Origin of the sequence: Enterobacter cloacae complex sp. ECL414 (genome assembly GCF_021869685.1) — a bacterium.
GTDB classification, from domain to species: domain Bacteria; phylum Pseudomonadota; class Gammaproteobacteria; order Enterobacterales; family Enterobacteriaceae; genus Enterobacter; species Enterobacter kobei.
In genome coordinates, this window is sequence record NZ_CP091481.1 from 4048608 (window position 1) to 4062647 (window position 14040).

At 59.1% G+C, this 14040-nt stretch carries 15 protein-coding genes; 11 read left to right on the plus strand and 4 right to left on the minus strand.

Going from position 1 to position 14040, the window contains the following annotated elements:
- Positions 1 to 7: 7 nt before the first annotated feature.
- The gene (glnE, locus tag L3068_RS19415) at positions 8 to 2863 is read right to left on the minus strand and encodes a bifunctional [glutamate--ammonia ligase]-adenylyl-L-tyrosine phosphorylase/[glutamate--ammonia-ligase] adenylyltransferase (protein WP_117582172.1); all 2856 of its coding nucleotides are present in this window, start codon (positions 2861 to 2863) and stop codon (positions 8 to 10) included.
- 21 nt (positions 2864 to 2884) lie between these two features.
- The gene (locus L3068_RS19420) at positions 2885 to 4186 is read right to left on the minus strand and encodes a CYTH domain-containing protein (protein ID WP_117582171.1); all 1302 of its coding nucleotides are present in this window, start codon (positions 4184 to 4186) and stop codon (positions 2885 to 2887) included.
- 229 nt (positions 4187 to 4415) lie between these two features.
- Here L3068_RS19420 and L3068_RS19425 point away from each other — a divergent pair, with 229 nt between their 5' ends.
- On the plus strand, positions 4416 to 5036 hold the full coding sequence (locus tag L3068_RS19425) for a TIGR04211 family SH3 domain-containing protein (RefSeq protein WP_014885272.1): 621 nt from the start codon (positions 4416 to 4418) through the stop codon (positions 5034 to 5036).
- A 60-nt stretch (positions 5037 to 5096) separates the two neighbouring features.
- Positions 5097 to 6338: a multifunctional CCA addition/repair protein gene (locus L3068_RS19430; protein ID WP_117582186.1), complete on the plus strand. Its 1242-nt coding sequence runs from the start codon at positions 5097 to 5099 to the stop codon at positions 6336 to 6338.
- Positions 6339 to 6351: 13 nt separating this feature from the next.
- Here the strand turns inward: L3068_RS19430 and bacA are convergent, their stop codons facing one another.
- Complete coding sequence (bacA, locus tag L3068_RS19435; RefSeq protein WP_014885274.1) at positions 6352 to 7173, minus strand: undecaprenyl-diphosphate phosphatase; 822 nt, start codon at positions 7171 to 7173, stop codon at positions 6352 to 6354.
- A gap of 105 nt (positions 7174 to 7278) precedes the next feature.
- Positions 7279 to 7647, minus strand: a complete 369-nt coding sequence (gene folB, locus L3068_RS19440) for a bifunctional dihydroneopterin aldolase/7,8-dihydroneopterin epimerase (RefSeq protein ID WP_014885275.1) — start codon at positions 7645 to 7647, stop codon at positions 7279 to 7281.
- Positions 7648 to 7754: 107 nt separating this feature from the next.
- Here folB and plsY point away from each other — a divergent pair, with 107 nt between their 5' ends.
- The 9 genes from plsY (at position 7755) to ureG (ending at position 13966) form a co-directional block, all read left to right on the plus strand.
- Positions 7755 to 8369 carry a glycerol-3-phosphate 1-O-acyltransferase PlsY gene (gene plsY, locus L3068_RS19445; protein WP_014833311.1) on the plus strand — a complete coding sequence of 205 codons (615 nt, stop codon included), beginning with the start codon at positions 7755 to 7757 and terminating at the stop codon, positions 8367 to 8369.
- 111 nt (positions 8370 to 8480) lie between these two features.
- Positions 8481 to 9308 carry an urease accessory protein UreD gene (locus L3068_RS19450; RefSeq protein WP_117582170.1) on the plus strand — a complete coding sequence of 276 codons (828 nt, stop codon included), beginning with the start codon at positions 8481 to 8483 and terminating at the stop codon, positions 9306 to 9308.
- 10 nt (positions 9309 to 9318) lie between these two features.
- Positions 9319 to 9621, plus strand: coding sequence for an urease subunit gamma (locus tag L3068_RS19455; protein WP_003862556.1), 303 nt, complete (start codon positions 9319 to 9321; stop codon positions 9619 to 9621).
- Between the two features lie 10 nt (positions 9622 to 9631).
- Positions 9632 to 9946: an urease subunit beta gene (locus L3068_RS19460; RefSeq protein WP_117582169.1), complete on the plus strand. Its 315-nt coding sequence runs from the start codon at positions 9632 to 9634 to the stop codon at positions 9944 to 9946.
- Positions 9939 to 11642: an urease subunit alpha gene (gene ureC / locus L3068_RS19465; RefSeq protein ID WP_117582168.1), complete on the plus strand. Its 1704-nt coding sequence runs from the start codon at positions 9939 to 9941 to the stop codon at positions 11640 to 11642. Before L3068_RS19460 ends, ureC begins: the two co-directional genes overlap by 8 nt.
- A 9-nt stretch (positions 11643 to 11651) precedes the next feature.
- Complete coding sequence (ureE, locus tag L3068_RS19470; RefSeq protein ID WP_117582167.1) at positions 11652 to 12116, plus strand: urease accessory protein UreE; 465 nt, start codon at positions 11652 to 11654, stop codon at positions 12114 to 12116.
- Positions 12117 to 12125: 9 nt separating this feature from the next.
- Positions 12126 to 12665 (plus strand): HupE/UreJ family protein, encoded by a 540-nt coding sequence (locus tag L3068_RS19475; RefSeq protein ID WP_032635533.1) that lies wholly within the window; start codon positions 12126 to 12128, stop codon positions 12663 to 12665.
- Positions 12665 to 13339 carry an urease accessory protein UreF gene (locus L3068_RS19480; protein ID WP_117582165.1) on the plus strand — a complete coding sequence of 225 codons (675 nt, stop codon included), beginning with the start codon at positions 12665 to 12667 and terminating at the stop codon, positions 13337 to 13339. The genes L3068_RS19475 and L3068_RS19480 overlap by 1 nt, the downstream gene beginning before the upstream one ends.
- 9 nt (positions 13340 to 13348) lie before the next feature.
- A complete protein-coding gene (ureG, locus tag L3068_RS19485; protein WP_014885282.1) occupies positions 13349 to 13966 on the plus strand; it encodes an urease accessory protein UreG in 618 nt (205 codons plus the stop codon).
- The last annotated feature ends 74 nt before the right edge of the window (positions 13967 to 14040 follow it).

The window sequence follows — 14040 nt, forward strand, 5'->3', positions numbered from 1 at the left end:
GATAATATCACACTTGATTTGTTACGCACGGCTCCACCAGCCATTTCTGCCAGCTTGCCGTCACCTGGGCGCGCTCTGCGGCAAAACAGTCCAGCGCGACATGCCCCGGCTGCTCCTGCAACGCCAGGTGATGAAGTTCATCGCGCAGCGTGGTGTAGGCGCGGGTTAAGGCCTGCGCCTCCTGCTCGTCCATAATGTCGTTTTGCGCCAGCAGTTCCAGAATGCGCACGTTATCCGACCAGCGCGTCAGCTTCGGCTTATCGTGAGCGTGCAGCAGCACCAGATACTGAGTGATAAATTCAATATCGGTAATACCGCCCTCGTCGGCTTTTATATCAAAGCGATCGCGATGCTTATTGCCCAGATGCGCGCGCATTTTCTCGCGCATCTCGCGCACCTCGGTCTGCAACGTACTGCCCTCGCGCGGGGTGGTCATGACCGCCTTGCGAATCGCATCGAACTGCGCGTGCAGCTGCGGATCGCCATAGACCACGCGGGCACGCACCAGCGCCTGATGCTCCCACGTCCAGGCTTCGTTTTTCTGATAATCGGCGAAGGATTCCGTTGAGGTCACCAGCATGCCCGCCGCGCCGGACGGGCGCAGGCGCGCATCCACTTCATACAGAATGCCGGACGAAGTGCGGGTGCTGAACAGGTGCATAATGCGCTGGGCCAGGCGCAGATAGAACTGACGCCCGTCGATTTCGCGCTCGCCGTCGGTCATCACGTCCACCGGGCAATCATGCAGGAAGATCAAATCCAGATCGGAACTGTATCCCAGCTCCCAGCCGCCGAGCTTGCCGTAACCCACCACCGCGAAGCCGCGCCCTTCTCGATCGGCCAGATGTTTTGGCTGACCGTAGCGGGCCACCATCTGCACCCACGCCTGATGGACAACCGCGTCAATAATCGCTTCCGCAAGCCAGGTTAAGTGATCGCTCACTTTCATCACCGGCAGCGTTCCGGCAATATCGGCCGCCGCCACGCGCAGCATCTGTGCCTGTTTAAACTGGCGCAGCGCTTCCAGCTGTTGCTCTTCGTCCTCTTCAGGCACGCGCAGCAAATACTGGCGCAGCTCGTCACGATACGCATCCGTCGCCGTCGGCTGATAGAGCGTGTTCGGGTCGAGCAGTTCGTCCAGCAGCAGCGGGTAACGCGCCAGCTTGTTCGCCACCATCGGCGACGCGGCGCAGAGCGTTATCAGGTGCTTCAGCGCGCCCGGAAACTCGCTCAATAGCTCAAGATAGGTGGTACGCGTGATAATCCCGCTCAGCAGCGGCATCATGCGCGACAGCGGCACCGGCGCGTCTTCTCGCGAGCAGACCTCGCTCAGCAGATGCGGCATCAGATGATCCAGCACCTGACGACCGCGCGGCCCGATGGCGCGCTTGTTCAGTTCGAGACGGAAATCGGCAATTAAGGCCACCACACGATGACGGGCATCATCGCTTAAGTGCGTCAGCACCGGCGTGGTGTCATCTTCCTGGAGCGCATCCTGCCACAGCTCGCGCCAGTGCTCGGAGAGCGCATCATCAGGGGATTCACTTTCATCGTCGCCAATCAGATCGTTAAAGATGCGGCGCACGCCTGCCATGTGTGCGTCCAGCGTTTCGGTCAGTGCCGCCCAGTCGTCCGCACCCATGCCCCAGGCCAGACGCGCCCGGTTCAGCTCATCGCCCGGCAATGTCTGCGTCTGCTCGTCATTGATACTTTGCAGCAAATTTTCCAGACGGCGCAGGAAAAGATAGGCTTCGCGCAGGGTTTGCGCGTCACCGTCCGGCAGCAGGTGCAGTTGCTCAATGGCGCTCAGCGTCGGCAGGAGCGAGCGCGACTGCAGCGACGGCTCTCGCCCGCCGCGAATGAGCTGGAAGACCTGAACGATAAATTCAATTTCACGAATGCCGCCCGCGCCGAGCTTAATATTGTCCTTCAGCCCACGGCGGCGGACCTCGCGGGCAATCATCCCTTTCATATTACGCAGGGACTGGATCACGCTAAAATCAATGTAGCGGCGGAAAACGAACGGGCGCAGCATGGCGCGAAGTTCGTTAGCATAAGCGTCGTCGCTGTCGCCCATGATCCGCGCTTTGACCATTGCGTAACGCTCCCAGTCGCGCCCCTGTTCCTGGTAATAATCCTCCAGCGCGGCAAAGCTCAGCACCAGTGGACCGCTGTCGCCAAACGGGCGCAGGCGCATGTCCACGCGGTAGACAAAGCCGTCCTGCGTCGGCTGGTCCAGTGCCTTGATCAGACGCTGGCCGAGGCGGGTAAAGAACTGGGCGTTGTCCAGCTCGCGGCGCCCGCCGCGCGTCGAGCCGTTTTCCGGCCAGGCAAAAATCAGGTCGATATCTGAGGAGAAGTTCAGCTCGCAACCGCCCAGCTTCCCCATCCCCAGAATCAACAGCGGCTGCGGAACCCCTTCTTCACTGCACGGCGTGCCCCACTCTTTACAGCAGGCGGCGTAGAGCCAGTCTCGCGCGGCGATGATCAGCGTTTGCGCCAGCTCGCTCAACTGCTGCAACGTACTCTCTTCGCTCACCAGCGCCAGCGACTGCGCCCAGGCAATGCGTACCATCACCCGGCGGCGGAACTGACGCAGAACGCGCATCAGCGTCGCTTCATCAGCCACATCTGCCAGCGCGGTTTGCAGCCAGCTGGCATACTGCCGCCACTCATCCGCCTGCGGCGGTGCGCTCTCCAGCTCTGCCAGCCAGTCCGGGTTGGCACTCACACTTTCCTGAACAAAATCACTGAACGTGAGCACGCTTTTGGCCTGCTCACTTAACGATGACGCCGGTAAAGACTCGGGCAGACGTTCGCAAACGGTCTGCCAGTGCTGCTGTAACTGCGAAGAAAGCGGCATATCAGGGGTTCCTTGCCAGAATTAACGTTTTCCGCTGTGCAGCCAGTACGGATCCTGCGAAATGGCCTCGTTGCGGAAATGCTCGATCTCAATCTGCTGACGGGTTTCAATGGCATGCTTGAGCCCCTGCCAGTTTTCCAGCCAGGCCTGCGCCTTCACGCCCTCATACACCCCCGACAGCAGCAACATGCTGTCGATATTACGCGCCAGACGGGGAAGCTGATCGCCGTACTGGTCACCCAGCGGATGTGCGAAGGTCGTTCTCAGTTCGGCAGCGTGACGGGAAAGATGGATATCCGCGAAGCGTTTAAAATTATCCGCGATTTTGGTCTGCGCTTTTGCATCCAGGAAGCTGCGCCAGCCGCGCGTCACCAGAAACTCGGTCAGCGCCAGTTTTGCCGCGGCGTTTTGCGGGCTGTAGATCACCGTTTGCGCGGAGACATCGGAATGCATCAGCGTTTCAGTTTGGGTCAGCAGGTCACGTAAGTGAGCACTTGCTTTACGCGGTACGATACCGCCAAACAGTGCCAGGGCATGACGCACCAGCCCAATGGCGGCCAGCACCTGTTTGCTGGCATTTTTCACGTTACGCGCCCAGAGTTCCTCATGGTACTGCCATTGAGAGAGGGCCAGCTCCAGCGCCGCTTCCATGCCCTGTTCAATGCTGGCCTTCGGAACAACACGCAGAATCGGGGTCTCTCTCAGCAGGCGTGGCGCATTCCCGGCCGCCAAATGGTAACCGCGCGCCGCTTTGCTCAGGCTGCCCTGACGTAAACCCGGCTGGCTCACCAGCTTGCGCGCCAGTTTCAGCACGTCGCTCGCATCTCCTTCCAGCAGTTCCAGCTCCAGCTCGCAAATAGGCTCCTGGAACTCACCCGCCTTCACTTCGCCTAAATCCAGCGCGATTTCAATGCGGCTCTTACCTTCCGTCACCAGCCATTTCTCACGGCAAAAATCGGTGCTGAACAGCGGCTGTACCTGCTCTGCCAGCGTGGCAGGCCGTTCACCTTCCGGCCAGACCTCCGCCGGGAAACGATCCAGCTCAAGTTCTGGCTTACTGATGTCGATATTGTATTCCGGGCGCTGGTGCAAACCGCCGACCACGCGGCCGGCGATTTTCATCGTCATCTCGTAGCGCCCGTTTGCGCCGCGGATGCGCAGCCCCATATCGTGGCTACGCAGCCAGTTGTCCGGCGTTTCGTAGTAGATGTTGAGCAACTGTACGGGTTCATGGTGCTCGCCGGAGAGCGTATGCAGATGCTGGCGGAGCGCGTCAACGCTGTCTTTTTCGACGATAAATTTTAATTCGATTTCCTGAGCCATAGCCTTGTACTTTTGCGGGCGTCACAGACGCGTCAATGAGGGCGAACTTCCTCGCCATTTGTTTGTCAGTACATAGTATTTTGCGCCAAATTGCCATGCAATGAGCAATTTGACGGGCGTAAATGTGTAGAGTCGTGACACAGATGATTCTGATTGCTGACGAATGCTTTGCGTAGAGACACTGTTGCCACTACTATCGTTCCACTATTTATGAAAATAACGACTAATGATGCTTAAATTACGCCTGATTGGACTCACTTTACTCGCTTTTAGCGCCGCAACCGCAGTGCACGCTGAAGAGAAGCGTTACGTTTCTGACGAACTGAACACCTGGGTACGCAGTGGCCCCGGAGATAATTATCGCCTCGTGGGCACGGTGAATGCCGGCGAGGAAGTCACCCTGTTACAGACCAACGCGGACACCAACTATGGTCAGGTTCGCGACAGTACCGGTCGTACTTCCTGGATCCCGCTGAAAGAGCTGAGCACCGTACCAAGCCTGCGCACGCGCGTTCCGGATCTGGAAAACCAGGTGAAGACCCTGACCGACAAGCTGAACAACATCGACGGTACCTGGAACCAGCGCACCGCAGAGATGCAGCAGAAAGTGGCACAGAGCGACAGCGTGATTAACGGTCTGAAAGAAGAGAATCAAAAACTCAAAAACGAGCTGATCGTCGCGCAGAAAAAGGTAAACGCCGCGAATCTGCAGCTTGATGACAAGCAGCGCACCATCATCATGCAGTGGTTTATGTATGGCGGCGGCGTGCTGGGCGTGGGTCTGGTGCTGGGTCTGGTCCTGCCGCATCTTATCCCAAGCCGCAAGCGTAAAGACCGCTGGATGAACTAATTCGTCTTCTCTGCCAGACTTACGTATCATTCTGGAAAAGAGAAAACGGGAGAGTTGGGCGTGAAGAGTTATCTGGTCGGTGGTGCGGTACGTGATGCGTTGTTAGGTCTGCCGGTCAAAGATAAAGACTGGGTTGTCGTTGGCGCCACCCCGGAAGAGATGCTCGACGCGGGCTACCAGCAGGTAGGCCGCGATTTTCCCGTGTTTCTTCATCCGAAAAGCCGCGAAGAGTACGCTCTGGCGCGTACCGAACGGAAATCCGGCTCCGGCTATACGGGTTTCACCTGCTACGCCGCGCCGGATGTGACGCTGGAGCAGGATTTGCTGCGCCGCGATCTCACCATTAACGCCCTGGCACAGGACGAAAACGGCCATATCATCGATGCCTACGGCGGGCAGGATGACCTGCGCAACCGTCTTTTACGTCACGTCTCCCCGGCATTTTCTGAAGATCCGCTCCGCGTTCTGCGCGTGGCGCGCTTTGCCGCGCGTTACGCCCATCTGAGCTTCCGCATTGCGGATGAGACGATGGCGCTGATGACGGCCATGACCGAGGCGGGCGAATTAGAACACCTGACGCCGGAGCGCGTCTGGAAAGAGACGGAAAATGCCCTGACCACCCGCAACCCACAGGTCTTTTTCCAGGTCCTGCGTGACTGCGGCGCACTAAAGGTGCTGTTCCCTGAAATCGACGCGTTGTTTGGCGTACCCGCGCCGGCAAAATGGCATCCGGAAATTGATACCGGCGTGCACACGCTGATGACGCTGAGCATGGCGGCCATGCTCAGTCCTGAAGTAGACGTGCGTTTTTCCACCCTCTGCCACGATCTCGGCAAAGGCTTAACGCCGAGAGAATTCTGGCCACGGCATCATGGTCACGGCCCGGCAGGCGTAAAGCTGGTAGAAGGGCTTTGCCAGCGCCTGCGCGTGCCGAATGAGATCCGTGACCTGGCAAAACTGGTCGCTGAATTCCACGACCTGATCCACACCTTCCCGATCCTGAAACCCGCCACTATCGTGAAGCTGTTCGATAATATCGACGCCTGGCGCAAGCCGCAGCGCGTGGAGCAGATCGCACTCACCAGCGAAGCTGACGTTCGCGGCCGCACCGGGTTTGAAGCATCCGATTACCCTCAGGGGCGACTGCTGCGCGAAGCGTGGATTGTGGCAAAAGCGGTGCCGACGAAAGACGTTGTCGAGGCAGGATTTAAAGGCCCGGAAATTCGTGAAGAGCTGACGAAACGGCGAATTGAGGCCGTAACGGTGTGGAAGGAAAAACGTTGCCCTCAGCCGAAAGGCTGAGGGCAGTGGGTCATCAGAAGAAGACCACGTAAACGGCAGCCGCGACAATAAAGCGGTAGATCGCGAACGGAATGAACGAGATACGCTTAATCAGCTGCAGGAAGGTTTTGATGGCAATCAGCGCCACGATAAAGGCGGTGACAAAGCCCACGGCAAACATCGGAATGTCACCCGTGGTCAGGAAGCCAATGCTTTTGTAGAGATCCAGCGCGGTGGCGCCCATCATCATCGGCACCGCCAGCAGGAACGAGAACTCCGACGCCGCGTAACGGCTCACGCCCATCAACATCCCGCCGGAAATCGTTGCCCCAGAACGGGAGAAGCCCGGCCACAGCGCCAGACACTGGAAGCAGCCAATGATAAATGCCTGACGATACGTCATATCGTCCAGCCCTTCCGCACGCGGGGTTTTAGGCTTCAGCACTTCGGCAGCAATCAGCAGGAAGCCACCGACCACCAACGCGTACATCACGTTAATAGGGTTAAACAGCGATTTGATGGCATCGTGGAAAACCAGGCCCAGCACCACTGCGGGGATCATCCCGAGCAGAATATGAATGAGCGTCAGGCGTCCCGAGCCTTCGCCTTCACGCTGCGGCAGACGGCCAAAGTGGATGCCGATCAGGCCAAACAGGCGACGCCAGAACATCACGACCACCGCCAGAATAGAACCGAGCTGAATGACGACTTCAAACGTCTTTGCGGTATCGCCTTCAAAGCCCAGCAGATGGCCAACGATAATCATATGGCCCGTACTGGAAACCGGCAAAAACTCCGTCAATCCTTCGACCACACCCAGTATTGCCGCCACCAGCAGCGAGTGCATATCGCTCATCTATAAACCCCTAAAAAGATATAAAAAAACGGTCGCCCCAACGGCTACCGTGAAAGATACAGCTATAAGACCGATATAACCTAAAATGGTTTAGCAATTATGACGTTAAATCTTGCCTTTCAGATTTGTGCCACGCTCGATAATCACGCCCACATTGGCCGCACGCGCTACCGCTCCCGGCTTGCTCAGCTTGATGCGCACCCACGGTGAGTTGAATTTGGTCAGCAGCAGTTCCGCCACCTCTTCCGCCACACGTTCCACCAGCGCAAAACGCTGCCCTTCCACATGGCCGATGACCGTTTCACTGATGTCGGCGTAGCTCAGACAGTCATTCACATCATCGCTTTTTGCTGACTTGCGGTTGTCCCAGCCCATTTCGATATCGAACACTAACTTCTGCTCGATGGTCTGTTCCCAGTCGTAAACACCAATTGTGGTGATTACCGAAAGTTGCTCTATAAATACAATATCCATCACGACCTGCCTGCTTTTTGGCTAAACCGGATACCACTTCCGGCGAATTATGCGTATTATCCACAGATGCTGAGAATACAGATACATTTTCAAAACGGAACAGCGTTATGAGTGCAATCGCGCCTGGAATGATCCTCCTCGCCTATCTTTGCGGCTCAATCTCCAGCGCCATTCTGGTCTGCCGCATTGCCGGGTTACCTGACCCGCGTGAAAGTGGTTCCGGGAATCCGGGAGCGACCAACGTACTTAGAATTGGCGGCAAGGGAGCAGCCGTAGCGGTTTTGATTTTTGATGTTCTGAAAGGGATGCTCCCCGTCTGGGGCGCTTATGCGCTGGGCGTCACGCCGTTCTGGCTGGGGCTCATTGCGATTGCGGCCTGCGTCGGCCACATCTGGCCCGTTTTCTTCGGTTTTAAAGGTGGTAAAGGCGTTGCAACCGCCTTTGGCGCTATCGCCCCTATCGGCTGGGATCTTACCGGCGTAATGGCGGGCACCTGGCTGCTCACCATCTTGCTGAGCGGTTATTCCTCGCTCGGCGCCATCGTCAGCGCGCTCATTGCTCCGTTTTACGTCTGGTGGTTCAAACCCCAGTTCACCTTCCCGGTGTCAATGCTCTCCTGCCTGATCCTGCTGCGTCATCACGATAATATTCAGCGTCTGTGGCGTCGTCAGGAGACCAAAATCTGGACGAAGCTCAAGCGAAAGAAAAAAGATCCGGAGTAAAACGCGCAACGCCGGCAGCAGAAAACGTATCCATAAGCGACTCATATGACAGCCTTCATTTCCGCCAGGGCATACTGAAACGTATCCCGATGGTGTGGAAATGGATGCAGCATGTTAGCAGCTCAGGTCACTGATAATACGTATAAAGGCTGGCAGGCATCGCTTGCCCTGCTGTTTTGTCACACCCCTGAGAAAACCCTCCTGCAGGCCGCCCACCACGTCGGGCCGCTCACCGTTCAACGCCCGTTTTATCCCGAAGGGGAAACCTGTCACCTCTATTTACTGCATCCGCCCGGCGGCATTGTGGGCGGCGATACGCTGGACATTTCCGTTCGGCTGGACGCCAAAAGCCACGCGCTTATCACCATGCCCGGCGCCAGTAAGTTCTATCGCAGCAGCGGCCCGCAGGCCTGTCTGAATCAACACTTTTATCTCGATGATGGATCCACGCTGGAGTGGCTGCCGCAGGATACCATCCTCTTTCCCGGTGCCAATGCCGCACTGCGCTCCGTCTTCCACCTGAAGGGCTCCAGCACGCTGCTGGCGTGGGAGTTGTATTGCCTGGGTCGCCCGGTAATCGGTGAAACCTTCAGCCACGGCACGCTGGAGAGCCGCCTTGAGGTCTGGGTGGACGATGAACCGCGCCTGATTGAGCGCCAGCACCTGAGCGACGGCGATCTTGCGCCCGTTGCCGGACATCCGTGGCTCGGCACGCTGCTGTTCTATCCGGCCGGGGAAACGCATCTTGATACGGTCCGCGAGCGCCTCGCACCGCTGGGAAATTATGCAGGTGCAACGCTTACCGACGATCTGCTGTCGGTGCGTTTCCTCTCCCACGATAACCTGATTTGCCAGCGGGTGATGCGCGACATCTGGCAGTCGCTTCGCCCGCTTCTCACCCCTAAAAATGCCTGTTCGCCGCGTATCTGGCAGACATAAGAGAAACGTTATGGAACTGACCCCCAGAGAAAAAGACAAGCTGTTGCTGTTCACCGCCGCGCTGGTTGCCGAACGCCGCCTTGCGCGCGGGGTTAAGCTCAATTATCCAGAATCGGTCGCGCTGATCAGCGCCTTTATTATGGAAGGCGCGCGCGATGGCGAAACCGTCGCCTCGCTGATGGAAGCGGGTCGTCACGTTCTGACGCGCGACCAGGTAATGGAGGGCGTACCGGAGATGATCCCGGATATTCAGGTGGAGGCCACCTTCCCGGACGGCTCCAAGCTCGTCACCGTCCACAATCCGATCGTCTAAGGAGCACGTCATGATCCCTGGCGAATACCAGATCCAGCCCGGCACGGTTGCCCTCAACGTCGGGCGTGAAACCCAACAAGTGATTGTTGAAAACCACGGCGACAGGCCGATACAGGTCGGATCGCACTATCACTTTTACGAGGTCAACCTGGCGCTGAAGTTCGACCGGGAAGCCACCAGAGGCTACCGGCTGAATATTCCGGCAGGCACCGCCGTGCGTTTCGAGCCCGGCCAGAAGCGGGAAGTCACGCTGGTACAGGTGACGGGCGCGCAGCGTATTTTCGGGTTTCGCGGCGAGGTGATGGGGGAGGTGAAAAATGGCTGACATTTCACGCCGGGCGTATGCCGATATGTTCGGCCCCACCACCGGCGATAAAGTGCGGCTGGCCGACAGCGAGCTATGGATCGAAGTGGAAGACGATCTCACGGTCTACGGTGAAGAGGTCAAATTCGGCGGCGGAAAGGTGATCCGCGACGGTATGGGCCAGGGGCAGATGACCGCCGACGACTGCGTGGATCTGGTGCTCACCAACGCGTTGATCATCGATCACTGGGGGATCGTGAAAGCCGATATCGGCGTCAAAAACGGGCGGATCTTTGCCGTCGGTAAAGCCGGTAACCCGGATATTCAGCCCGGCGTGACGATCCCAATCGGCGCCGCAACGGAAGTGATTGCCGCCGAAGGGAAGATCGTGACCGCGGGCGGGATCGACACCCATATTCACTGGATCTGCCCGCAGCAGGCGGAGGAGGCGCTGGTTTCCGGCGTGACCACCATGATCGGCGGCGGCACCGGCCCTGCGGCGGGCACCAACGCCACCACCTGCACGCCAGGGCCGTGGTACATAGCGCGTATGCTGCAGGCAGCCGATACGCTACCAGTGAATATCGGCCTCCTCGGCAAAGGTAATGGCTCTAACCCGGACGCCCTGCGCGAGCAGGTCGCGGCTGGCGCCATTGGGCTGAAGATCCACGAAGACTGGGGCGCAACGCCCGCGGCGATCAACTGCTCGCTGGAGGTTGCCGAAGAGATGGATATTCAGGTGGCGCTGCACAGCGACACGCTGAACGAGTCCGGGTTTGTCGAGGACACGCTGGCCGCGATTAGTGGGCGCACCATCCACACCTTCCATACCGAAGGCGCGGGTGGCGGCCATGCGCCGGATATTATCACCGCCTGCGCGCATCCGAATATTCTGCCCTCCTCCACCAACCCGACGCTGCCCTACACGGTGAACACCATCGACGAGCATCTCGACATGCTGATGGTCTGCCACCACCTCGACCCGGATATTGCCGAGGACGTGGCGTTTGCCGAGTCGCGCATTCGCCGGGAGACCATCGCCGCTGAAGACGTGCTGCACGATATCGGCGCGTTCTCGCTCACTTCGTCAGATTCACAGGCCATGGGCCGCGTGGGAGAAGTGATTATCCGTACCTGGCAGGTTGCGCACCGCATGAAGGTCCAGCGCGGCGCCCTGCCGGAAGAGACCGGCGATAACGACAACTTCCGCGTGAAGCGCTATGTCGCTAAGTACACCATCAACCCGGCGCTGACCCACGGCATCGCCCATGAGGTCGGTTCCATTGAGGCGGGCAAGCTGGCGGATCTGGTGGTCTGGTCACCGGCGTTTTTTGGCGTCAAACCTGCCACCATCGTCAAAGGCGGAATGATCGCCTGCGCGCCGATGGGCGATATTAACGCCTCGATCCCCACGCCGCAGCCGGTGCATTACCGCCCGATGTTTGGCGCACTGGGTGCCGCGCGCCACGCCACCCGGCTGACGTTTATCTCCCAGGCCGCCAGCGCGAACGGCGTCCCGCAGCAGCTCAATCTGCAAAGCGCCACGGCGGTGGTGAAAGGCTGCCGGACGGTGAAGAAGACCGACATGATCCACAACGGTTTACTGCCCAATATTACCGTCGATTCGCAAACCTACGAGGTGCGCGTCGACGGTGAACTGATAACCAGCGAACCGGCCGACGTTCTGCCGATGGCGCAACGCTATTTCCTGTTCTGAGGAGTGATGATGATCTATTTAACCCAACGCCTGGACCACGCGCACCCGATTACCGCCAGCGTGACGCTGCCGATTGACGTGCGGGTGAAAAGCCGCGCCCGTGTGGCGCTGAACGACGGCCGCGACGCCGGGCTGATGTTGCCGCGCGGCCTGCTGCTGCGCGGGGGCGACCTGCTGACGACAGACGACGGTAGTGAGGTCATCGAAGTGATCGCAGCGGCAGAGTCGGTCTCCGTGGTGCGCTGCGCCGACCCGTTCCTGCTCGCCAGCGCCTGCTACCACCTGGGCAACCGCCACGTGCCGCTGCAGATCATGCCCGGCGAACTGCGCTATCACCACGATCACGTTCTCGACGACATGCTGCGCCCGTTCGGGCTGGAGGTGACCTTCGACTCCCTGCCGTTTGAACCGGAAGCGGGCGCCTATGCCAGCGATGCCCACAGCCATAGCCACTCTCACGCTCATTCACATTAAGGATTAATTATGCGCAAGCTCCTCCCCCTGTTACTGCTGGCCTTTTCCGTTCCGGCGCTCGCCCATCCAGGCCACGGTGCCGACAGCTTCCAGGCCGGTTTTTTCCATCCCCTGACCGGGCTCGATCACCTGCTGATGCTTACCGGCGCGGGCGTGCTCTCGGCGCTGAGTGGCCGCAAACTCCTGCTGCCGTTTGCCACTCTCGGGATGATGCTCGTTGGCGCTGTTGCAGGCAGTCTGCTCGGCGGATTTAGCGGCATGGAGATGCTGATTATCGCCTCGCTGGCGGTCTGCGGCGTGATGATGTTTAAAACTGAAAACCGTCTGCTGCTGGCGGTACCTGCTCTGGCGATGTTCCACGGCTGGGCACACGGTGTGGAGATGTCCGGCCACAGCTTCTGGCTCTTCACCAGCGGGTTTATGTTCGCCAGCGCCACGGTGCTGTGCGCCAGCTTCGCGGCAGGATTACTGCTGCGCCGTCATGACGGCCTGCGTAAAATGTTCGGCGGTGGGTTGATTGTCTCTGCCCTGCTGGCGTTGATGAGCTGATGGAGCACGCCCGCCAGTGGCTGCGCCTGATGCAGCTCTCCAGCAGTAGCCTGCCGGTTGGGTCGTTTACCTGGTCGCAGGGGCTGGAGTGGGCGGTAGAGGCAGGCTGGGTCACGAATGCCGACGCCTTTAAACGCTGGCAAATCCAGCAGATGGAGCAGAGCTTTTACTGCGTCGATCTGCCGCTCTTTACTCGCCTGTATCTCGCCTGCGAACAACAGGATTGGGTGGCGGCAAAACGCTGGACGGCATACCTGCTCGCCTGCCGGGAAACGCGCGAGCTGCGCGATGAGGAGCGCAACCGTGGCGCGGCCTTTACGCGCCTGATTAAAAGCTGGGAGCCTGACTGCCCGACTGAATGGCTGACACTGTGTATGCAGAGCCAGCTCTGCGGCATGGCGTGGCTCGGCGTGCGCTGGGGCATTGGCGCGCGCGAACTGGCGCTCAGTCTCGGCTACAGCTGGATTGAGAGCGCGGTGATGGCGGGCGTTAAGCTGGTGCCGTTTGGGCAGCAGGCGGCGCAGCAGTTGATTATCGACCTGAGCGACCACTTCGCCGCCGGGTTCGAAGAGGCATTTTTACGTGACGACGACGCACTGGGCGCAGCCACGCCGCTGTCTGCCATCGCCTCCGCGCGCCACGAAACACAATATGCACGACTATTCCGTTCCTGAGGAGTCAACATGGCTGATTACAAACACCCCCTGCGCGTCGGCGTCGGCGGCCCGGTAGGGTCGGGTAAAACCGCCCTGCTGGAAGCGCTCTGCAAGGCAATGCGCGATACATATCATCTTGCGGTAGTCACTAACGATATCTACACCAAAGAGGATCAGCGCATCCTGACCGAGGCGGGCGCACTGGAGCCGGAGCGCATTGTTGGCGTGGAGACCGGCGGCTGCCCGCATACTGCCATCCGCGAAGATGCCTCGATGAACCTGGCGGCGGTGGAAGCGTTAAGCGAGAAATTCGGCAATCTGGACCTGATCTTCGTCGAAAGCGGCGGGGATAACCTGAGCGCGACGTTCAGCCCGGAACTGGCGGATCTCACTATCTACGTGATAGACGTGGCCGAAGGGGAAAAAATCCCGCGTAAGGGCGGGCCGGGGATCACCAAATCTGACTTTCTGGTGATCAACAAAACCGATCTCGCGCCCTACGTGGGTGCGTCGCTCGACGTGATGGCGCGCGATACCAACCGCATGCGTGGCGAACGTCCGTGGACGTTTACCAATCTGAAAGCGGGTGACGGTCTGGCGACGATTATTGCGTTTCTGGAAGAAAAAGGGATGTTGCGGGTGTAATGCGGTTTATCGCCGGGTGGCGGCTTCGCCTGACCCGGCCTACGGTTTTTGTAGGCCCAGTAAGCGCAGCGCCA